Origin of the sequence: Streptomyces sp. NPDC049813 (assembly GCF_044465085.1) — a bacterium.
GTDB lineage: Bacteria > Actinomycetota > Actinomycetes > Streptomycetales > Streptomycetaceae > Streptomyces.
In genome coordinates this window covers 461976-482593 of record NZ_JBITLI010000004.1, presented here as the reverse complement: position 1 = coordinate 482593, position 20618 = coordinate 461976, and the positions used below count along the sequence as shown (strand labels likewise).

Sequence of the window (20618 nt, the reverse complement as noted above, 5' to 3'; positions counted from 1 at the left end):
TGGATCAGGGGCCCGCACTGGAACACCGGTGCGGGCCCCTGATCATTGCGCCACCAGGATCATCGCGCTCCGGGATGACCGCGCCCCGGGATCACCGCGCGACGGGAGTCAGGCGTGCGGGGCCGCCGCTGAGCCGCGTGCGCAGCGCGTCGCGCAGGGCGCGGTCGGGGCCGGTGAGCCGTTCCGGGCCGTGCAGCGCGGGCACGCCGCTGATCGGGGCGCCGGGCGCGGGCACCGGCACGTAATGCGTCGGGGCGGCCCGCACCGTCAGCGCCGTAGCTCCGACGATCAGGGTCGTCACGACGATCGCCGCCCGGGTCCAGAACCGGGTGCGGCGCTCGCCGACGGCCCGGACGAGCGTGGCCCGCGGCGCCTCCAGCTTCTCCGCGGTGGCCAGCTCGGTCAGCCTGCGGTGCAGCTGCTCGGGCACGGCCAGCTCCGGCAGCCGCTCGGCGACGGCCTCGCGGGCGTGCAGGATGCGATGGGCCGCCGCAGGCGTGCTGGCCTCCGTCTCGGCCGCGGTCTCCGGCAGGTCGAGCCCCACCCAGTCGTAGAGCAGCAGGGAGCGCCGGTAGGCGGGCGGCAGACTCTGCAGTACGTCGAGCAGCTCGCGGTCGGCGGTCTCGGCGGGCGGCGCGTCCGGGCGCCGGTGGGCGAGGCGCATCCGGTGCCAGGGCGACATGGCGTACTCGTACGCCGCCGCCCGCACCCAGCCCGCCGGGTCCGGGTCGACGGCGACCTCGGGCCAGCGCTGCCAGGCCAGCTGGAAGGCGCGCTCCACGGATTCGCGGGCCAGGGCGCGGCGCCCGCAGAGCAGGTAGGCCTGGCGCACCAGCAGCGGCGCGGCATGCGTGTACAGCGCGTCGAACGCGACCTCCGGGGCCGTGGCGACCGCGGCCTCCTGGCCCCGGCCCCGCCCTCGCTGCCGGGCAGCCGTGCCCGGCTCGACCGCGGCGTCCGGCTCGATGGTGGTGACCTGCTGGGCCGTCGGCGTCGGCGTCGGCGTCGGCGTCGGCTTCGGCTTCGGCTCGGCGGTGACGTCCCGCTCGGCGGTGGTGACCTGCTCGGCGGTGGTGACCTGGGCGGTGGTGGTGACCTGGGCGGCGGAAGGTCCCGATTCGGCGGTGGCGTCCCGCTCGGACGATGTGCGCTCCTCCGCCGCTCCGACCGGCTGGGCTGTCGTCGCCCGCGCCGACTTTCGGGACCGCCCCCGTTTCCGGGGCCGTTCTGCCCTGCGGGCGCGCTGCGGCTCGCCGTCCTGCTCGGATGCCCGGGGCTGTTGCGGTTCCAGAGGCCGCTCGGCTTCCCGCGACGGCTCAGCCGCCGGTACCTCCTGAGCCCGCTCAGCTGCCTGAGCCTCCTGAGCCCGCTCAGCTGCCTGGACCTCCTGAGCCCGCTCAGCTGCCTGGACCTCCTGAGCCCGCTCAGCTGTCCGGACCTCCTGAGCCCGCTCAATTTCCTGAGCTGGTTCAGTCTCCTGGAGCAGTGGTTCCGGCTTCGAAAGCTTCCGTTGGCGGCGGGCCTTCTCGCGTTTCTGGAGCTGCGCCTTCGGCCGCTTCACCGGAACGGGGGCGGGCGCGGGGTCCGGGGCCGTCAAGAAACGCGTGTACACCTCCCGCTTCAGGCCCCCGGGAGAGGTGCGGCCCGACTCCCACGCGCGGATCGTCTCGCGGGTCACGCCGAGCTCCGCGGCGAGCTGGGCCTGGGTCAGCGACTTCGCCTCGCGGAGCCTGCGGCGTTCCTTCGGCGTCGGCAGCGGGGCGGCGGCGTTCTGCGTCATGAGGAACCCCATCCACCCTTTCGCCCGGAAAAGTACATAAGCGCATCTTCTGCGACACATCCGGACTTCGCCTGTTACGCGGCTTGAGCGCGTGTCGTTGGCAGCATGGGCCCGTGACCCAGATGACCGGCCGTGGACTGACGTTGCCCGTGCTGCTGACGCGTGTGCGGGAACGATCGCCCGGGCCCGCGGCCGGAGTCTTCGGCGGAGTCGTCGCGGCGGGGCTCGGGCTCGGCACGATCGCCGTGCTCGTGATCGCGATGTGGATCAGCTCGCCGTACCCCGACAGCGGCCCCGGCGGCGCCCTGCACACCGCCGCCGCGCTGTGGCTGCTCGCCCACGGCACCGAGATGGTCAGGGCCGACACGCTCTCCGGGACACCCGCGCCGGTCGGCCTGACTCCGCTGCTGCTCATGGCGCTCCCGGTGTGGCTGGTGCACCGGGCCGCGCGCGACGCGGCCGAGCCCGAGGAGGAGGGCGCGCCCCTGGGCTCCGCGGTCGGGGTGTGGGCCGGTGTCGCCTGCGGCTATCTGGTGATCGGCATCGCGACCGCCTGTTACGCGTCCGGCGGTGAGCTGAGCCCCTCCTGGTTCAGTTGCGCGGCGCATCTCGTCCTGGTGACGGTGGCCGCGTCCGGGTCCGGGGTCTGGATCGCGCACGGCAGACCGGACGGACCGCTGCCACCGGCCGTCCACCGGTCCCTGGACGTGCTCCCGCGGGTCCTCGTCGACAAGGTCCTGCCGGTCGCCGCCCGGGCCGCCGCGGCCGGCGTCCTCGTCCTGGTCGCCGGGGGCGCGCTCCTGGTGGCGGCGTCCCTCGTCTGGCACGGGGGAGCGGTGCGGGAGTCCTTCCAGCAGCTGACGGCCGCCTGGTCGGGGCGGATCGCCGTGCTGCTGCTCTGCCTCTCGCTGGTGCCGAACGCCGCGGTCTGGGGCGCCGCCTACGCCCTGGGACCCGGCGTCATGCTGGGCACCGGTCACCAGGTGGGGCCGCTCGGCGGCGTGGACGTCCCGCTGCTGCCCGCCTTCCCGCTGCTGGAAGCGGTACCGGCGGCGACCGCGGGACCGCCGCTGACCTGGCTGGTCGGGGTGGTGCCCGTGGCGGCCGCGGTCGCCGTGGCGTGGTTCGTGGTGGTGGCGGGCGAACGGGCCGGCTGGACCGTGGGGCGGGTCGCCTACGCGATGGCCGTGGCGGCCGGGCTCTGCGGAGCGCTGTTCGCCGTGCTCGCCGTCGCGGCCGGCGGCGCCCTGGGCGTGGGGGTGCTCGCGTCGTTCGGCCCGGTCGGCTGGCTGACGGGCGCGGCCGCGGCGGCGTGGACCGGGGTCGTGGGGATGCCGGTGGCGCTGGTGGTGTGGGGGTGGCGGGTGCGCAGGTCCGGGGCGCGGCGCCCCATGGGCCGGTGGACGACCGCCCCGTCCGGCATGTCGGTGCCGCGGCGGGCCGCTGTGGTGCCGGAGCCCGAACCCGCTGAGGAGGACGAGGAGTTCGATGTCTACGACTTCTTCGACGAGGCGGCCCGGGCGACGCGCTGGGCACTTCCGACGGAGAGGCGAACGCAGCAGCCGCAGTCGCAGCCGCAGCCGCTTGGGGAGCCGGTCGATGAGCCGGGCCCGATGGAGCAGGCGAGCCGGGTCGAGCAGCCGGGCCCGGCGGAGAAGTCGGGCCACACGGAGAAGAGGGGCCACGCGGAGAAGCGGGACCCGGCTGTGGAAGACAAGCCACCACAGACCGAGCCGCAGCAGGGCGAGTCGACCGAACCGGAACTCCTGACTCCGCCATCCAAGGACCCGGCAAAGAAGGACCCGGCACCGAAGGACCCAGCACCGAAGGACCCGGCACCCAAAAACCCGGCACCGAAGGACCCGGCAGCCCCCTCGGCAGAGACCCCCGCACGGCCCCCGGCCCGCACCGAGGCCCGCACCGAACCCGTGGCCCCGCCCCCGCCCTCGGCGGAAACCCCGGACCCCTCAGCCGATCCTCAACCCTGAGGGCCCCTCACCGCGCACCGAGCAACGGCCGCAGCTCCTTCGGCAGCAGGTCCTCGCAGGACTTGTTGGCCGCGTTGGTCAGGGCGTCGGCCCGGCACTCGTAGTAGTCGCTGTACACGAGCTTCGCCGTGAACATCGACGCCACCAGCGCCAGCGCCAGCGCACCCGTGACCAGACCGCTGATCGCCGCCGTCGTCTGCTGACGGGCGGGCGCCGCGCCGGCGGCCGGGGTGGGGGCGTCCGGGGCCGGGGTGCGGGGCTTCGCGCGCAGGGCGCTGATGCTCCAGTACAGGGCGAGCGCGCCGAGCAGCAGCGCCACGTAGGGCCAGGCGAACAGGGCGAAGAAGAAACTCCACATGCCCGACAGGAGCGCGTACCGCGCGCGCCGCTGCGCCGGGTCCGTCGGGTCCCAGCGCGGGCCGGAGCCCGGGCCGGGCCCCTTCCCCTCGGGGCCGCCCTGGTTGCCGCTGCCCGGGCGGTCGCCGAAGCGGCCGTCCTGGGCGCGGCCCGGCTGGCGGTCGCTCCACTGGCTGCCCCAGGGAGAACGGGTCCCGCCGCTCCCGGCAGCGCCTGCGCCGTCCTGACCGTCCTGGCCCTCGGGCCCGCGCGGCCGCCAGGGGCGGTCCGGGGCGTCCTCGGGCGGCGGAGCGAACGGGTTGTCCGCCTGGCTCTGCCCGGAGCCCGAGCCCTCGGCGGACCCCTTGGCCCCCGAGGAGCCCTTGGCCCCCGAGGAGCCCTTGGCCCCCGAGGAGCCCTTGGCCCCCGAGGAGCCCTCGGACCCCGAGGAGCCCTCGGACCCCGAGGAGCCCTCGGACCCCGAGGGGCCTGCGGGTCCCGAGGCCCCCTGGTTCCGCTCGGAGTCCTCGGCGGGCGGGGAGTCCCCGGCGTCCGCGGACGGCGACGGCGGCGTGGGTCGGCCTTCGCGCAGCAGGACGGCGCCGTGGGGCAGCGTGAGGCGAAGGCTTCGGTCCGGCATCAGGTGTGCGTCTTCCCCTAGGTCGTCGGTCGGGTCGCGGTTACGGGCTTGGTGCGTTCTTTACGTCAACGTTCCATGCCCGCCCCGCGTTCCGCGCCCGGGCAGGATCTTCAGGTGTCGCGGGATCTTGCTCGGTGTTCCTGGACGCTGACGCTACCTCCCGGCCACGCCCCCGTCCCGTGGGGGCCGCCGGGTGTGCCGGTATCGTTGCTGACGGCCGGCCGCTTCGTAGGGTTCCCCGTATACGCGGGAGCGAAGCTTTCGTAGGAATGGACAAGCGTGATCCGTTCCGTCTGCGGCGGCCGTGCGAAGAAGCTCTCCCGTGAACGAGAAAGGGCCCCGCCGTGGCCAAGGCCAAGCGCCTCGTCGTGCTGGTCTCCGGATCAGGTACGAATCTGCAGGCACTGCTGGACACCATCGCGGCCCAGGGCGCGGACACGTACGGAGCGCGGATCGTCGCCGTCGGCGCCGACCGCGACGGCATCGCCGGTCTGGAGCGGGCCGAGCGCGCCGGGATCCCGACGTTCGTGTGCCGGGTCAGGGACCACGCCACGCGCGACGACTGGGACCGGGCGCTCGCCGAGGCGACCGCCGCGTACGAGCCGGACCTGGTGGTCTCGGCGGGCTTCATGAAGATCGTGGGCAAGGAGTTCCTCGCGCGCTTCGGGGGGCGGCTGATCAACACGCACCCGGCCCTGCTGCCCAGTTTTCCCGGTGCTCACGGTGTGCGCGACGCCCTCGCGTACGGCGCCCGGGTCACCGGCTGCACCGTCCACTTCGTCGACGACGGCGTCGACACCGGCCCGATCATCGCCCAGGGCGTGGTCGAGATCGTGGAAGAGGACACGGACGACGGTGAGAGCGCTCTGCACGAGCGCATCAAGGAAGTCGAGCGCACGCTGCTCGTCGATGTCGTGGGGCGTCTGGCCCGTAACGGCTACAGCATCGAGGGACGAAAGGTAGTTATCCCGTGACCGCCGAGAGCAACAAGCGGCCCATCCGCCGGGCGCTGGTCAGCGTCTACGACAAGACCGGTCTGGAGGAGCTGGCGCGCGGGCTCCACGAGGCGGGCGTCGAGCTGGTGTCCACCGGTTCCACCGCGGCGAGGATCGCCGCCGCCGGGGTGCCGGTCACCAAGGTCGAGGACGTCACCGGCTTCCCGGAGTGCCTCGACGGGCGCGTGAAGACCCTGCACCCGAAGGTGCACGCCGGCATCCTCGCCGACCTGCGCCTGGAGGACCACCAGAAGCAGCTCGCCGACCTCGGGGTGAAGCCGTTCGAGCTGGTCGTCGTGAACCTGTACCCGTTCAAGGAGACCGTCGCCTCGGGCGCCGGCCCCGACGAGTGCGTCGAGCAGATCGACATCGGCGGCCCCTCGATGGTGCGCGCCGCGGCCAAGAACCACCCGTCGGTCACCGTCGTCACCAGCCCGCAGCGGTACGCCGACGTCCTCGCGGCGGTCAAGGACGGCGGGTTCGACCTCACCACGCGCAAGCGGCTCGCCGCCGAGGCGTTCCAGCACACGGCCGCCTACGACGTGGCCGTCGCCGCCTGGTTCGCGGCCGACTACGCCGCCGCCGACGACAGCGGCCACCCCGACTTCCTCGGTGCCACGTACGCGCGCAAGAACGTCCTGCGCTACGGCGAGAACCCGCACCAGGGCGCGGCCCTCTACGTCGACGGCACCGGCGGTCTCGCCGAGGCGGAGCAGCTGCACGGCAAGGAGATGTCGTACAACAACTTCACGGACACGGACGCCGCGCGCCGTGCCGCGTACGACCACGACGACCCGTGCGTCGCGATCATCAAGCACGCCAACCCGTGCGGCATCGCGGTCGCCGCGAACGTCGCGGAGGCCCACCGCAAGGCGCACGCCTGCGACCCGGTCTCGGCCTACGGCGGCGTGATCGCGGTCAACCGCCCCGTCACCAAGGAGATGGCGGAGCAGGTCGCCGACATCTTCACCGAGGTCATCGTCGCGCCCGACTACGAGGACGGCGCCCTCGAAGCCCTCACCAAGAAGAAGAACATCCGGGTGCTGCGCGCCCCGAACGGGCCGTCCGCCACCGTCGAGACGAAGCAGATCGACGGCGGCGCGCTCCTCCAGGTCACCGACCGCCTCCAGGCCGACGGCGACGACCCGGCCTCCTGGACCCTCGCCACCGGCGACGCGCTGTCGCAGGGCGAGCTGGACGAGCTGGCGTTCGCGTGGAAGGCGTGCCGCGCCGTGAAGTCGAACGCGATCCTGCTCGCCAAGGACGGCGCCTCCGTCGGCGTCGGCATGGGCCAGGTCAACCGCGTCGACTCCTGCAAGCTCGCCGTCGAGCGGGCGGGCGAGGAGCGGGCGCGCGGTTCCTTCGCCGCGTCGGACGCGTTCTTCCCGTTCCCCGACGGGCCGCAGATCCTCATCGACGCCGGCGTGAAGGCGATCGTGCAGCCGGGCGGCTCCATCCGTGACGAGCAGGTCGTCGAGGCCGCCAAGAAGGCGGGCGTGACGATGTACTTCACGGGGACGCGCCACTTCTTCCACTGAACCCACTAGTACGGAGCGAGGGCCCGAGTACGGAGCGAGGGCCCGCCGGTCACCGACCGGCGGGCCCTCGTCGTACGTGGTGCCGGGGTTCAGCCCTTCACGTGCACGACGACCGTGCTCGCCACCTTGTCGTGCCAGCCCTGCTTGCGGCCGGACTTGTCCCAGAACGGGGAGAGGTAGACGAGCAGCGCGCCGATGCCGCAGGCGAGGCTGCCGACCGTCGGGATGATCCAGCGCAGGAAGCCGCCGCCGATGCCCGGCTTCGCGCCGGTCTCCGCCTTCAGGACACGGATGCCGACGGCCAGCTTGCCCAGCGTGGCACCGACGAACGCGATCATCAGGACCTGGTAGAGCAGGACGATGACCATGAAGATGCCCGCGATGGGCAGGGACGCCGACTGGAAGTCCGACGTGGCGTTGTTCACGCAGGTGTCGTACGTGGACGAACCCGCGTCACAGGCCCGGATCGCGTCGATGAAGTCGGTGAACTTCGGCGCGAGGAACACGAAGTAGACGATGCCGATCAGCACCCCGTCGATCAGCTGCGCGCACAGCCGCCGCCCCATCGACGCGAGCGGCGGCACCCCGGGCATGCCCTGGTCGGGCATCCCCGACTGCTGCGGGTACGACGGGAAGGGCCCGCCGGGCTGCTGCGGATAGCCGTAGCCCTGCGGCGGGACGCCCTGCGGCGCCTGCTGCCCGTACGGATTCGGCTGCTGGCCCCCGTACGGGTTCGGCTGCGGCGGCTGCTGGCCGTACGGATTGTTCGGTTCGCCGTGGCTCATGGCGAGATTCCTCCGGGGACGAGGTCGGGGACGGCGCGGACCTGCGGAGGAAAAATACGAAATACGGCCGCATGCGCGGTGTGCCCCCCTGCCGCTGTCCGCGGCACTGCGCGGATCATGCTCCTGAACCGGACACGGTCCTGTCCAGAGGGCCTCCGGGGCCGTTGTGCAAGTGCAACTTGGGCGAACCCGGGCCGCCCTGAAACAATGGGCGCCATGACCGCCCAGATTCTCGATGGCAAGGCCACCGCAGCCGCGATCAAATCCGAACTGACCGCCCGCGTGGCGGCCCTCAAGGAGAAGGGGGTCACGCCCGGACTCGGCACCGTCCTCGTCGGTGAGGATCCCGGCAGCCAGAAGTACGTGGCAGGAAAGCACCGCGACTGCGCGCAGGTCGGCATCGCCTCCATCCAGCGCGAACTGCCCGCCACGGCCACGCAGGAGGAGATCGAGGCGGTCGTCCGCGAGCTGAACGACGACCCGGCCTGCACCGGCTACATCGTCCAGCTCCCGCTGCCCAAGGGCATCGACGAGAACCGCATCCTGGAGCTGATGGACCCGGCCAAGGACGCCGACGGCCTGCACCCGATGAACCTCGGCCGCCTCGTCCTGAACGAGCCGGCGCCACTGCCCTGCACTCCGTTCGGCATCATCACGCTGCTGCGCAAGCACGGCGTCGAGATCAAGGGCGCCGAGGTCGTCGTGGTCGGCCGCGGCGTGACCATCGGCCGCCCGATGCCGCTGCTGCTCACCCGCAAGTCGGAGAACGCGACGGTCACCCAGTGCCACACCGGCACCCGGGACCTCGCCGCGCACCTCAAGCGGGCCGACATCATCGTGGCCGCCGCGGGCGTGCCGCACCTGATCAAGCCCGAGGACATCAAGCCGGGCGCGGCCGTGCTCGACGTCGGCGTCTCGCGCGACGCCACCGGCAAGATCGTCGGCGATGTGCACCCGGGCGTCGCCGAGATCGCCGGCTGGATCTCGCCGAACCCCGGCGGGGTGGGCCCGATGACCCGCGCCCAGCTCCTCGTGAACGTGGTCGAGGCCGCCGAACGGAACGCGGCCGGTGTCCGCTGACGCCTCCCCGGGCGCGGGCGACGACGTGCGCGAGGGCGACGACGTGCGCGAGGGCGGGCGCGACGGCGCGGGCGGCGGCCTGAGCGACGGCGTGGCCGGCGATGGGGACGACGGCGTGCGCGGCGACGAAGGCGGCAAGAAGCGCGGCACGCGGCGCTTCCCGCTGTGGACGCGCGACACCGCGCGCCCCGAGGGCGGCGGCCGGGCCGCTCCCCGCGACGCCCCCGCGCCCGCCCGCCAGTGGCCGCTGATCGCCGTGCTCGTGCTGGCCGGGATCGGCCTGCTGATCACCGCGTTCGGCGTGTTCCGCATCGGCACGATCCTGGTCGGGGTCGCCCTGCTCGGCGGCGCCGCGATGCGCTGGGTGCTGCCGTCCGTCGGCATGCTCGCCGTGCGCTCCCGCTTCACGGACATGGTCACGTACGGGATCCTCGGCCTGGCCATCGTGCTGCTGTCGATGATGGCCCAGCCGAATCCCTGGCTGAAGGTGCCCTTCCTCCAGGACACGCTGCACTTCACCGTGCGCTGACGCGCGCGGCGCAACGCCGCGAGCGAAACGCGGGGCCTTCGTGACGGAGGCCCCGCGTTCCCGTGCGGCGCGCGCTCCGGGCGCCTGCGGGCGGGGCGGAAGCCGAGGCGTCCCGCCGCGGCGGGAACTGACATCCTGGCCGCTCGCATCCCACAAGACAGCCTGGACAGTCGGTGGAGGCCGCGGCCGGAGGGGGAGACGCAATGCCTCGTTGGATGGCGCTACCGGACGAACTCGACCCGGAGACCAAGGAGTTCGCGGCCGAGCTGCGGATGCTGGTGGAACGCGGCGGACTGGAGACGGCCGCGCTGGCGGACCGCACGGGATACGGCCGGACCTCGTGGGAGCGGTATCTGAACGGGCGGTGGCTCGCGCCGAAGGGCGCCGTCCTGGCACTCGCCGAGGCGACCCGCACCGACCCCGCCCCCCTCATGACGTTGTGGGAGCGCGCCGAACGGGCCTGGAGCCACTCCGCGAAGCGCCATGACATGACCATGGAAGCGATACGGATATCCCACGCACGCGCCGGGCTGGGGAAGACCGGCACGCCGAGGGGGCAGGTGGGGGGCGGGGGCTTTGGTGTCGTCGGTGGTGCCGGTGGTGCCGGTGGTGCCGGTGGTGCCGGTGCTGCCGGTGCTGCCGGTGCTTTGCCGGGACCGGCCTCGGCCTCCCCGGCCGGGGAGTTCGGCCCCGCGACGCCGGACGCGATCCCGCAGGACGCGACCCCGGCGGACGCCTTCGGTGACAGGGGCCGGCGGCGGCTGCCCCTGGTCCTCGCCGCAGTCGTGGGCGCGGCACTCGTCGTGCTCGTCGCCTACGTCCTGTTCAGCGACCGCGGCGGCGACGCGAAGGAGCACGCCGGGCCGCCCCCGGCGCCGACCACCAGCGCGCCCGAACTCCCCGCGGGCGTCGGGTGCGTGGGAGCCGGCTGCACCGGCAAGGACCCCGAGGCCATGGGCTGCGGCGGCGACCTCGCCGCCAGCGCCGCCAGGACCGCGGTCGCCGCCGTCACCGTCGAGGTGCGGTACAGCAAGACGTGCCGGGCGGCCTGGGCGCGGATCCAGGGGGCGGCCCCCGGTGACAGCGTGCGGCTGAGGGTGGGGGCCGAGACGTCGAAGAAGGGGCTGGTCGGCGACGCGGACACGGACGCGTACACGCCGATGCTCGCGGTGGAGTCGGCGGCGGAGGCGAAGGCATGCGCGACCCTCGACTCCGGGCGGAGCGGCTGTACGAGGTAGGGCTCGGGTAGGCCCGCTCTTCGCAGCCGCGCGAGAAGGAAGCCCCGCGCGAGAAGGAAGCCCCGCGAAGAAGAAGCTCCGCGAAGAAGAAGCCCCGCGAAGAAGAAGCTCCGCGAAGAAGAAGCTCCGCGAAAAAGGTGTGCATGGAGACTCCGTTTCGGGGAAGGCGCACCTCTACCCCCACGGGATGGTCACACGGTGACACCCCGGCGGCCGCCGAACGCCCACTCTCCCGGGCCGGCGGCCGCCTCCGTGTCCGGCCCCGCACCCGCCCGGCCGGGCCCGCCCGGCGCACCGCGGACCGCGTCGCTCTGTGGGGTGAGCCACACGCACCGGTAGGTCCGGTGGGGGCGCGGCGCGATAGCCTGACGGCCGGATCTCTTGATGCCGAGAGATCGATCAAAAGACCCGCTGTCCTACGGAGAACGCCATGACCCGCACTCCCGTGAACGTCACCGTCACCGGCGCCGCCGGCCAGATCGGCTACGCACTGCTCTTCCGCATCGCCTCCGGCCAGCTGCTCGGCGCGGACGTGCCGGTCAAGCTGCGCCTCCTGGAGATCACCCCGGCGCTCAAGGCCGCCGAGGGCACCGCCATGGAGCTCGACGACTGCGCCTTCCCGCTGCTCCAGGGCATCGAGATCACCGACGACCCGAACGTCGCCTTCGACGGCGCCAACGTCGGTCTCCTCGTCGGCGCCCGCCCCCGCACCAAGGGCATGGAGCGCGGTGACCTCCTGGAGGCCAACGGCGGCATCTTCAAGCCCCAGGGCAAGGCCATCAACGACCACGCCGCGGACGACATCAAGGTCCTCGTCGTCGGCAACCCGGCCAACACCAACGCCCTGATCGCCCAGGCCGCCGCGCCGGACGTACCGGCCGAGCGCTTCACCGCCATGACGCGCCTCGACCACAACCGCGCGCTGACGCAGCTCGCGAAGAAGACGGGCTCGACGGTCGCCGACATCAAGCGCCTCACCATCTGGGGCAACCACTCGGCCACCCAGTACCCCGACATCTTCCACGCCACGATCGGCGGCAAGAACGCCGCGGAGACCGTGAACGACGAGAAGTGGCTGGCCGACGAGTTCATCCCGACCGTCGCCAAGCGCGGCGCCGCGATCATCGAGGCGCGCGGCGCCTCCTCGGCCGCCTCCGCCGCCAACGCCGCCATCGACCACGTGTACACCTGGGTCAACGGCACCGCCGAGGGCGACTGGACCTCCATGGGCATCCCCTCGGACGGCTCCTACGGCGTCCCGGAGGGCCTGATCTCCTCGTTCCCCGTCACCACGAAGGACGGCGCGTACGAGATCGTCCAGGGCCTGGACATCAACGAGTTCTCGCGTGCGCGCATCGACGCGTCCGTCGCGGAGCTCGCCGAGGAGCGCGAGGCGGTCCGCGGCCTCGGTCTGCTCTGACCGACCCTCGCCTTTCGTTCTCCGCCGCCCACGGCGGGCCTTCGGGCCCGTCGTGGGCGGTTTCGTGTTCCCGGACGCCAGGAGTGGGTCCCCGCGGAGCCGGTGCCCGCTGCCTCAGCCGTCTCCGCCGGGACAGGACGCCCGGACAGGTGTCTTTCCGGACTTTCCGCGACGCGGGTGGTGACGCAGCGCACTTCCGGCCACGGAATGTGCATGCTTTGGCCATGCCAGGGCAGGGACATCCGGCACCACGGCAGTGCGCTTTTACCCGCGCATCTGCGGTGTTCGGGGGAGAGAACCGGAACGGAAGGCAAAGCAGGACGTGTCAGTTCAGAGCACCATCCATGTCGGCGGAGAGTGGCGCGGCGCCGCCTCGGGAGCCACCCGCGAGATCCTCGATCCCGCGGACGCCACGACGTTCGCGGTGATCGCCGAGGGCGGCGCGCAGGACGCGGACGCCGCGATCGCCGCCGCGCGCCACGCCTTCGACGAGGGCCCCTGGCCGCACACGCCCGTCGCCGAACGGGCCGCGCTGCTGCGCCGCGTCGCCGACCTCCTCGTCCGCGACCGGGAGAAGATCGGCCTCCTGGAGAGCCGGGACGCCGGCAAGACCGTGGAGGAGGGCCGCGTCGACGTCGACTGCGTCGCCGACGCCTTCCGTTACTTCGCCGACCTGGTGATCGGCGAGGGCGCGGGCCGCGTCGTCGACGCGGGCTCCGACGAGATCCACAGCGTCGTCGTACACGAACCGGTCGGCGTCTGCACGATGATCACGCCCTGGAACTACCCGCTGCTCCAGGCGAGTTGGAAGATCGCCCCGGCGCTCGCCGCGGGCAACACCTTCGTCGTCAAGCCGAGCGAGATCACGCCGCTGACCACGGTCGTCCTCGTCGAACTGCTGGTGGAGGCCGGGCTGCCGGCCGGTGTCGCCAACATCGTGACGGGCCCCGGTGCCACGGTCGGCGCGCGCCTCGCCGACCATCCCGGCGTCGACCTGGTCTCCTTCACCGGCGGCCTGGTCAGCGGCACCAAGGTGGCCCAGGCCGCCGCCGCGGGCGTCAAGAAGGTCGCCCTGGAGCTCGGCGGCAAGAACCCGAACGTCGTCTTCGCCGACGCCTGCGAGACCGAGGACGGCTTCGACACCGCCGTCGACCAGGCGCTCAACGCCGCGTTCATCCACAGCGGCCAGGTCTGCTCCGCCGGTTCCCGCCTCATCATCGAGGAGTCCGTCCGCGAACGCTTCGTCGCCGAGCTCGCCCGTCGCGCCGAGAGGATCCGGCTCGGCCGCGGCACCGAGGACGGCGTGGAGTGCGGGCCGCTCGTCAGCGAGCAGCAGCGCGACAAGACCGAGTCGTACGTGGCCTCCGCCCTCGCCGAGGGCGCGGTGCTGCGCAGCGGTGGCAAGCGTCCCGAGGCGAGCCCGGTGCGGCCCGCCACCGGGTACTTCTACGAGCCGACCGTCCTCGACCAGTGCCACCGCGAGATGCGCGTCGTGCGCGAGGAGACCTTCGGGCCGATCCTCACCGTCGAGACCTTCCGCACCGAGGACGAGGCCGTCGCCCTGGCCAACGACACCGAGTACGGCCTCGCCGGCGGCGTGTGGACCGCGGACGCGGGCCGCGCCCGGCGGGTCGCGGGCCGGCTGCGCCACGGCACCGTCTGGATCAACGACTTCCACCCCTACCTCCCGCAGGCCGAGTGGGGCGGCTTCGGCAAGAGCGGCGTGGGACGCGAACTGGGCCCCGCGGGGCTCGCCGAGTACCGCGAGGCCAAGCACGTCTACCAGAACCTGGCGCCGAAGCCGGTGCGGTGGTTCGCCGGCTGAACCCCGGCCCTCTTCGTCACCCCGCACCGCCGGTACCGCTCCGAACGCGCGTACCTCGCTCCGCCCTGCCCTGCCCCGCCCTGCCTTGGAGTTGACGCATGCCGCAGAACCCCGAACCGCCGCACGAGAACCCCGAACCGCCGCACGACGCCGCTCGCCCCGGGAACGTAGAGCCGTCTTCGGTAGATGGCCCCACCGCCGACACGTACGACTACGTGGTGGTCGGCGGCGGCACCGCCGGATCGGTGATCGCCTCCCGGCTCACCGAGGACCCGGGCGTCACCGTCGCCGTCATCGAGGGCGGCCCCAGCGACATCGACCGCGACGACGTGCTGACCCTGCGCCGCTGGCTCGGCCTGCTCGGCGGCGACCTCGACTACGGCTACACCACGACCGAGCAGCCGCGCGGCAACTCGCACATCCTGCACAGCCGCGCCAAGGTGCTCGGCGGCTGCTCGTCGCACAACACCCTCATCTCCTTCAAGCCGCTGCCCGGCGACTGGGACGAGTGGGCCGCGGCCGGCGCCGAGGGCTGGGACCACCGCTCGATGGACCCGTACTTCGCCAAGCTGCGCAACAACATCGTCGCCGTCGACGAGAAGGACCGCAACGCCATCGCCCGCGACTTCGTCGAAGCCGCGCAGACCGCGACCGGCGTGCCGCGCGTCGAGGGCTTCAACAAGGGCCCGTTCAAGGACGGCGTCGGCTTCTTCGACCTCGCCTACCACCCCGAGAACAACAAGCGTTCCTCGGCCTCCGTCGCCTACCTCCACCCCCACATGGAGGCGGGCGACCGCCCCAACCTGACGCTGCTGCTGGAGACATGGGCGTACAAGCTCGCCTTCGCCTCCGACGAGCGCCCCGGCGCCGGTCACGGCGACGACCGTGACCAGGTGGGCGGCGGCTCCGCCGGGCCGCGGGCGCGCGGTGTGCACGTCCGCACGAAGGACGGCGAGGAACGGCTCATCTCGGCGCGCCGCGAGGTCGTCGTGTGCGCGGGCGCCGTCGACACGCCGCGCCTGCTGCTGCACTCCGGCGTCGGCCCCCGGGCCGACCTGGAGAAACTCGGCATCCCCGTCGTGCACGACCTGCCCGGGGTCGGCGAGAACCTGCTCGACCACCCGGAGTCGGTCATCGTCTGGGAGACGGACGGGCCCATCCCCGACAACAGCGCGATGGACAGCGACGCCGGCCTGTTCGTCCAGCGCGACCCCGAGGCCGCCGGACCCGACCTGATGTTCCACTTCTACCAGATCCCGTTCACGGACAACCCCGAGCGGCTCGGCTACGAACGGCCCGAGCACGGGGTCTCCATGACGCCGAACATCCCCAAGCCGAAGAGCCGCGGCCGGCTGTACCTGACCAGCGCGGACCCCGAGGAGAAGCCCGCCCTCGACTTCCGCTACTTCACGGACGAGGACGACTACGACGGGCGCACTCTCGTCGACGGCATCCGCATCGCCCGCGAGATCGCCAGGACGCAGCCGCTGGCCGGCTGGCTCAAGCGCGAGGTGTGCCCGGGCCCGGACGTCACCGGCGACGAGGAACTCGGCGAGTACGCCCGCAAGGTCGCCCACACCGTCTACCACCCCGCAGGCACCTGTCGCATGGGCGCCGGGAGTGATGAACTCGCCGTGGTCGACTCCGAGTTGAGGGTCCGCGGGCTGCAATCCATCCGAATCGCCGACGCGTCCGTCTTCCCGACGATGCCCGCGGTGAACCCGATGATCGGAGTGCTCATGGTCGGGGAGAAGTGCGCCGAGCTGCTGGGTGGTGATGCGTGATGAGTACGCAGACTGTGATGCGGGACCCCGCTCCGGACGCCGGAGCGGGTACCGCTTCCGCCGAGACCGTCTTCTCCGTCCGCAACCTGTGGAAGGTGTTCGGCCCGAAAGCCGAACGCGTCCCTGACGACCCCGAGTTGACCGGCCTGAGCGCCGCCGAACTGCGCTCCCGCACCGGCTGCACCGCCGCCGTGCGCGACGTCTCCTTCGACGTCCGGCGCGGTGAGGTCTTCGTGGTGATGGGCCTGTCCGGCTCCGGCAAGTCCACCCTGGTCCGCTGCCTGACCCGGCTCATCGAACCCACGGCCGGCTCCCTCACCATCGTCGGCGAGGACGTCCGCGCCATGGACAAGAGCCGGCTGCGTGCGCTGCGCCGCCGCCGTGCCGCCATGGTCTTCCAGCACTTCGGCCTGCTGCCGCACCGCACCGTCCTCGACAACGTCGCCTACGGCCTCGAGATCCAGGGCGTCGCTCGCGCCGAACGCCGGGCGAAGGCGATGGAGGTCGTCGCCAAGGTGGGCCTGGAGGGGCTGGAGACCCGCCGCCCCGGCCAGCTCTCCGGTGGCCAGCAGCAGCGCGTGGGCCTCGCCCGGGCGCTCGCCGTGGACCCCGAGGTCCTGCTGTTCGACGAGCCGTTCAGCGCGCTCGACCCGCTCATCCGGCGTGACATGCAGGAGGAGGTCGTGCGCCTGCACCGCGAGGAAGGCCGCACGATGGTCTTCATCACCCACGACCTCAACGAGGCGCTGCGCCTCGGCGACCGCATCGCCCTCATGCGCGACGGCCGCATCGTCCAGCTCGGCACCCCCGAGGAGATCGTGGGCGCCCCCGCCGACGACTACGTCCGCGCGTTCGTCCGCGACGTCCCGCGCGAGCAGGTCATGACCGTCCGGCGCGCCATGCGCCCCGCCGACGCCGACGAGGCCGACCGCGGCCCCGAGATAGCCCACGACGCCACGGTCTCCCAGGCGATCGAGGCGGTGGCCCGCAGCGGGTTCGCCGTCCGCGTGATGGACGCCGGCCAGTGCGTCGGCGTCGTCGACCACGAACGACTCCTGGAAGTCGTGGCAGGAACGGGGCCCTCCGGGGGTTCGACCGGGGCTGACATGGGCTCCGCCGGGTCTGATGGTTCGGCCGGTGCGGCTGGGGCTGGGGGTCTGGCCGACGCGGCTGGGTCTGAAGGTGCGGCTGGTTCAGCCGGCCGGGCCGGTGCGGCTGGGGCTGACGGTTTGGCTGGTGCGGCTGGTGCGGCTGGTGCGGCTGGTGCGGCTGGTGCGGCGGGCCGGGCCGGTGTGGCTGGGGCTGAGGGCTCGGCAAGCGTGGCTGGGTCTGCCGGTTCGGCTGGGTCCGACGATGCGGCTGGGGCTGAGGGCTCGGCAAGCGTGGCTGGGTCTGCCAGTTCGGCTGGGTCCGACGATGCGGCTGGGGCTGAGGGCTCGGCCGGCACGGCTGGGTCTGACAGCTCGGCCGATGCGGATGGTTCGGCCGGCACGGCCAGTGCGACTGGGGCTGACGGCTCGGCAAGCGTGGCTGGGTCTGCCGGTTCGGCCGGGTCCGACGATGCGGCCGGGTCTGCCGGTTCGGCCGGGTCTGCCGGTTCAGCTGGGTCCGACGGTTCGGCCGGGTCCGACGGCGCGGCCGGGGCCACCGGCTCCGCGCCGGGCGACAAGGCGGTCTGACATGTCCGCTGCCGTCACCGTCGCCCCCACCGAGAACACCCCCACCCGCTGGAGCGGCCTGCTCCGCAACCGCGTACTCGGCAAACTCCTGCTGCTCGCCGTGGCCACCGCGGTGATCGCCCCGCTCGTCCACGCCCGCTGGTCCAGCGGCAGCTGGCCGGACGCCCTGACCGTCGACGTCTCCGAACCCCTCGGCAAGGCCAGCGACTGGATCATCGACAACCGGGACAGCCACCCCCTGTTCCTCTACTTCCTCGGCCACATCAGCAACGCGATCGTCCTCTCCATCCGCGCCGTCTACCTCGTCCTGCTCGCCGCGGGCTGGGCCGGCGTGACCGCCGCGGCCGGCCTGATCGCCTGGCGCCTGGCCGGCTGGCGCCTCGCCGCCTCCGCCGTCCTCGCGTTCCTCGCGTGCGGCGCGCTCGGCATGTGGGTGCCCACCGTGCAGACACTGGCGCTCATGGCGGTCGCCGTCTTCGTCTCCGTCGTCCTCGGCGCCCTGCTCGGCCTCGCCGCCGGCCTCAGCGACCGCATGAACCGCGTCCTGCGCCCGGTCCTCGACACCATGCAGGTCTTCCCCGCCTACGCGTACCTCCTCCCCGTCGTGCTGATCTTCGGCATCGGCGTGCCCGCCGCGGTCCTCGCCACCGTCGTCTACGCCGCCCCGCCCATGGCCCGCCTCACCGCGCTGGGCCTGCGCTCCGCCGACAGCGGCGTCATGGAGGCCGTCGCCTCGCTCGGCGCGACAGGCCGCCAGCGCCTGCTGACCGCCCGCCTCCCGCTGGCCCGCAAGGAACTCCTCCTCGGCCTCAACCAGACGATCATGATGGCCCTCTCCATGGCCGTCATCGCCTCCGTCATCGGCGCGGGCGGCCTCGGCGACCGCGTCTACCAGGCGCTCGCCTCCGTCGACGTCGGCGCGGCGCTCGCCGCCGGCATCCCGATCGTGCTGCTCGCCGTCATCCTCGACCGGGTCACCGGCGCCGCGGGGGAGCGGCTCGGCTCCCACGAGGCCCCTGCCCCCTGGAAGTGGGGCGTCGTCGCCGCCGGCACCGTCGTGGTCGCCCTCGCGGCCCGCTTCGCCGACCGCCTGGAATGGTCCGATGCCTGGGTCGTGAACATCGCCACCCCCGTCAACGACGCCGTCGACTGGATGACCGACCACCTCTACACCGGCGTCCCCTACGTGGGCGGCACCGCCGACTGGGCCGGCCACTTCACCACCTGGATCCTCGACCCGCTGCGTTCCGGCCTCACCTGGCTGCCCTGGTGGTCGGTGCTGCTGATCGTCGCCGCGCTCGCCTGGCTGATCGGCACCTGGCGCACCGCCCTGACCGCCGTGCTCGCCATGGCCGCGATCGGCGTGCTCGGCGTCTGGAAACCGTCCCTCGACACGCTCTCCCAGGTCCTCGCCGCCGTCGCCGTGACCCTGGTCCTCGGCTTCGCCGTCGGCATCGCCGCCGCCCGCAGCGACCGCCTGGAACGCGCCCTGCGTCCCGTCCTCGACGTCTTCCAGACCATGCCGCAGTTCGTCTACCTGATCCCGGTCGTCGCCCTCTTCGGCGTCGGCCGCGCCCCGGCCGCCGCCGCGGCCGTCGTCTACGCGCTGCCCGCCGTCGTCCGCATCACCGCACAGGGGCTGCGCCAGGTCGACCCGGCCGCCATGGAGGCATCCCGCTCGATGGGCGCCACCACGGCCCAGCAGCTCCGGCAGGTGCAACTCCCCCTCGCCCGCCCCGCGCTGCTCCTCGCCGTCAACCAGGGCGTCGTCCTGGTCCTCGCCGTCGTCATCATCGGCGGCCTCGTGGGCGGTGGCGCGCTCGGCTACGACGTCGTCTTCGGTCTCGCCCAGGGCGACCTCGCCACCGGCCTCGTCGCGGGCGCCGCGATCGTCTGCCTCGGCCTGATGCTGGACCGGGTCACGCAGCCGACGGAACGCCGCACCAGCGCCGGAAAGAAGGCCTGAGCCATGCGCATGCGCAGCACCCACAGGACACTCGCCGCCGTCGCCGGGGCCGGCGCGCTCCTGGCCGTCACCGGCTGCGGCGCCGCCGACATGACCAAACAGGCGTCCCCCTACGCCAACGCCCAGGGCGCCAAGACGGTGACCCTCTCCGTCCAGTCCTGGGTCGGCGCCCAGGCCAACGTCGCCGTCGCCCAGTACCTCCTGGAGCACGAACTCGGCTACCGCGTCGACACCGTCCAGGTCGACGAGGTCCCCGCCTGGGACGCCCTCAGCCAGGGCCGCGTCGACGCGATCCTGGAGGACTGGGGCCACCCCGACCAGGAGCAGCGCTACGTCAAGGACAAGAAGACCATCCGCAACGGCGGCGACCTGGGCGTCACCGGGCACATCGGCTGGTTCGTCCCCACGTACTTCGCCAAGCAGCACCCGGACGTCACCGATTGGAAGAACCTCAATAAGTACGCCGACCAGTTGAAGACCGCTGAAAGCGGCGGCAAGGGCCAACTCCTCGACGGCTCCCCGTCCTACGTCACCAACGACAAGGCCCTCGTCCAGAACCTGAAGCTGGACTACCAGGTCGTCTTCTCCGGCTCCGAAGCCGCCCAGATCACCCAGATCAAGCAGTTCGCCAAGCAGAAGAAGCCGTTCCTGACGTACTGGTACCAGCCGCAGTGGCTCTTCAAGAAGGTCCCGATGACCGAGGTGAAACTGCCCGCCTACAAGGAGGGCTGCGACGCCGACCCGAAGAAGGTCGCCTGCGCCTACCCGCAGACCCCGCTGCAGAAATACCTCAACGCCGACTTCGCCCGCGACGGCGGCAAGGCCGCGGCCCTCCTGAAGAAGTTCCACTGGACGACGGAGGACCAGAACGAGGTCTCCCTCCTGATCGCCGAGCAGAAACTCTCGCCCGACGAAGCGGCCAAGAAGTGGATCGACACCCACCGCTCCACCTGGGAGGCGTGGCTGCCCCGATAAAGGGGCAGGTTCTACGGTGCCGGGTGCCTTACCTGACGGGGGCACCCGGCACGATCGTTT

At 72.7% G+C, this 20618-nt stretch carries 14 protein-coding genes and 1 pseudogene; 12 read left to right on the top strand and 3 right to left on the bottom strand.

Features of this window, described 5'->3' with window-relative positions; translation table 11 throughout:
• Positions 1-91: 91 nt before the first annotated feature.
• A complete protein-coding gene (locus ACIBW6_RS12585; protein WP_399059228.1) occupies positions 92-1780 on the bottom strand; it encodes a sigma factor-like helix-turn-helix DNA-binding protein in 1689 nt (562 codons plus the stop codon).
• 122 nt (positions 1781-1902) lie between these two features.
• Here ACIBW6_RS12585 and ACIBW6_RS12580 point away from each other — a divergent pair, with 122 nt between their 5' ends.
• Entirely contained in the window at positions 1903-3768 is a 1866-nt protein-coding gene (locus ACIBW6_RS12580; RefSeq protein WP_399059301.1) for a DUF6350 family protein, read from the top strand.
• A 7-nt stretch (positions 3769-3775) separates the two neighbouring features.
• Here ACIBW6_RS12580 and ACIBW6_RS12575 read toward each other — a convergent pair whose 3' ends face one another.
• Positions 3776-4744: a hypothetical protein gene (locus ACIBW6_RS12575; RefSeq protein WP_399059227.1), complete on the bottom strand. Its 969-nt coding sequence runs from the start codon at positions 4742-4744 to the stop codon at positions 3776-3778.
• Between the two features lie 344 nt (positions 4745-5088).
• On the opposite strand from ACIBW6_RS12575, the gene purN reads away from it, so the two are divergent.
• Complete coding sequence (gene purN, locus ACIBW6_RS12570) at positions 5089-5718, top strand: phosphoribosylglycinamide formyltransferase (RefSeq protein ID WP_399059225.1); 630 nt, start codon at positions 5089-5091, stop codon at positions 5716-5718.
• Entirely contained in the window at positions 5715-7277 is a 1563-nt protein-coding gene (purH, locus tag ACIBW6_RS12565; protein ID WP_399059224.1) for a bifunctional phosphoribosylaminoimidazolecarboxamide formyltransferase/IMP cyclohydrolase, read from the top strand. The genes purN and purH overlap by 4 nt, the downstream gene beginning before the upstream one ends.
• Positions 7278-7366: 89 nt before the next feature.
• Here purH and ACIBW6_RS12560 read toward each other — a convergent pair whose 3' ends face one another.
• A complete protein-coding gene (locus ACIBW6_RS12560; RefSeq protein WP_399059223.1) occupies positions 7367-8062 on the bottom strand; it encodes an RDD family protein in 696 nt (231 codons plus the stop codon).
• Between the two features lie 216 nt (positions 8063-8278).
• Between ACIBW6_RS12560 and ACIBW6_RS12555 the strand changes: the two genes are divergently transcribed.
• From ACIBW6_RS12555 to ACIBW6_RS12515, 9 genes and pseudogenes are all read left to right on the top strand, one after another.
• The gene (locus tag ACIBW6_RS12555) at positions 8279-9142 is read left to right on the top strand and encodes a bifunctional methylenetetrahydrofolate dehydrogenase/methenyltetrahydrofolate cyclohydrolase (RefSeq protein ID WP_399059222.1); all 864 of its coding nucleotides are present in this window, start codon (positions 8279-8281) and stop codon (positions 9140-9142) included.
• Complete coding sequence (locus ACIBW6_RS12550) at positions 9132-9671, top strand: DUF3017 domain-containing protein (protein ID WP_399059221.1); 540 nt, start codon at positions 9132-9134, stop codon at positions 9669-9671. The genes ACIBW6_RS12555 and ACIBW6_RS12550 overlap by 11 nt, the downstream gene beginning before the upstream one ends.
• Before the next feature lie 215 nt (positions 9672-9886).
• Complete coding sequence (locus ACIBW6_RS12545; protein ID WP_399059220.1) at positions 9887-10909, top strand: DUF2690 domain-containing protein; 1023 nt, start codon at positions 9887-9889, stop codon at positions 10907-10909.
• A gap of 430 nt (positions 10910-11339) precedes the next feature.
• Positions 11340-12329: a malate dehydrogenase gene (locus ACIBW6_RS12540; protein ID WP_399059219.1), complete on the top strand. Its 990-nt coding sequence runs from the start codon at positions 11340-11342 to the stop codon at positions 12327-12329.
• A 322-nt stretch (positions 12330-12651) separates the two neighbouring features.
• Entirely contained in the window at positions 12652-14154 is a 1503-nt protein-coding gene (locus ACIBW6_RS12535) for an aldehyde dehydrogenase family protein (protein ID WP_399059218.1), read from the top strand.
• Between the two features lie 98 nt (positions 14155-14252).
• Positions 14253-15938 carry a GMC family oxidoreductase gene (locus ACIBW6_RS12530; protein ID WP_399059216.1) on the top strand — a complete coding sequence of 562 codons (1686 nt, stop codon included), beginning with the start codon at positions 14253-14255 and terminating at the stop codon, positions 15936-15938.
• Between the two features lie 17 nt (positions 15939-15955).
• Positions 15956-17056, top strand: a pseudogene (locus ACIBW6_RS12525) (glycine betaine/L-proline ABC transporter ATP-binding protein); the annotation flags it as partial.
• Positions 17057-17618: 562 nt separating this feature from the next.
• Positions 17619-19583, top strand: a complete 1965-nt coding sequence (locus ACIBW6_RS12520) for an ABC transporter permease (protein ID WP_399059215.1) — start codon at positions 17619-17621, stop codon at positions 19581-19583.
• 3 nt (positions 19584-19586) lie between these two features.
• Positions 19587-20558: an ABC transporter substrate-binding protein gene (locus tag ACIBW6_RS12515; protein WP_399059214.1), complete on the top strand. Its 972-nt coding sequence runs from the start codon at positions 19587-19589 to the stop codon at positions 20556-20558.
• Positions 20559-20618 lie beyond the last annotated feature (60 nt).

What these genes read in the sequence shown, in the direction of transcription:
- ACIBW6_RS12520 (WP_399059215.1), top strand. Translation starts at nt 17,619, where the DNA reads ATGTCCGCTGCCGTCACCGTCGCCCCCACCGAGAACACCCCCACCCGC.
- ACIBW6_RS12540 (WP_399059219.1), top strand. Translation starts at nt 11,340, where the DNA reads ATGACCCGCACTCCCGTGAACGTCACCGTCACCGGCGCCGCCGGCCAG.
- ACIBW6_RS12545 (WP_399059220.1), top strand. Translation starts at nt 9,887, where the DNA reads ATGGCGCTACCGGACGAACTCGACCCGGAGACCAAGGAGTTCGCGGCC.
- ACIBW6_RS12575 (WP_399059227.1), bottom strand. Translation starts at nt 4,744, where the DNA reads ATGCCGGACCGAAGCCTTCGCCTCACGCTGCCCCACGGCGCCGTCCTG.
- ACIBW6_RS12585 (WP_399059228.1), bottom strand. Translation starts at nt 1,780, where the DNA reads ATGACGCAGAACGCCGCCGCCCCGCTGCCGACGCCGAAGGAACGCCGC.
- ACIBW6_RS12515 (WP_399059214.1), top strand. Translation starts at nt 19,587, where the DNA reads ATGCGCATGCGCAGCACCCACAGGACACTCGCCGCCGTCGCCGGGGCC.
- ACIBW6_RS12560 (WP_399059223.1), bottom strand. Translation starts at nt 8,062, where the DNA reads ATGAGCCACGGCGAACCGAACAATCCGTACGGCCAGCAGCCGCCGCAG.
- ACIBW6_RS12530 (WP_399059216.1), top strand. Translation starts at nt 14,253, where the DNA reads ATGCCGCAGAACCCCGAACCGCCGCACGAGAACCCCGAACCGCCGCAC.
- ACIBW6_RS12555 (WP_399059222.1), top strand. Translation starts at nt 8,279, where the DNA reads ATGACCGCCCAGATTCTCGATGGCAAGGCCACCGCAGCCGCGATCAAA.
- ACIBW6_RS12580 (WP_399059301.1), top strand. Translation starts at nt 1,903, where the DNA reads ATGACCGGCCGTGGACTGACGTTGCCCGTGCTGCTGACGCGTGTGCGG.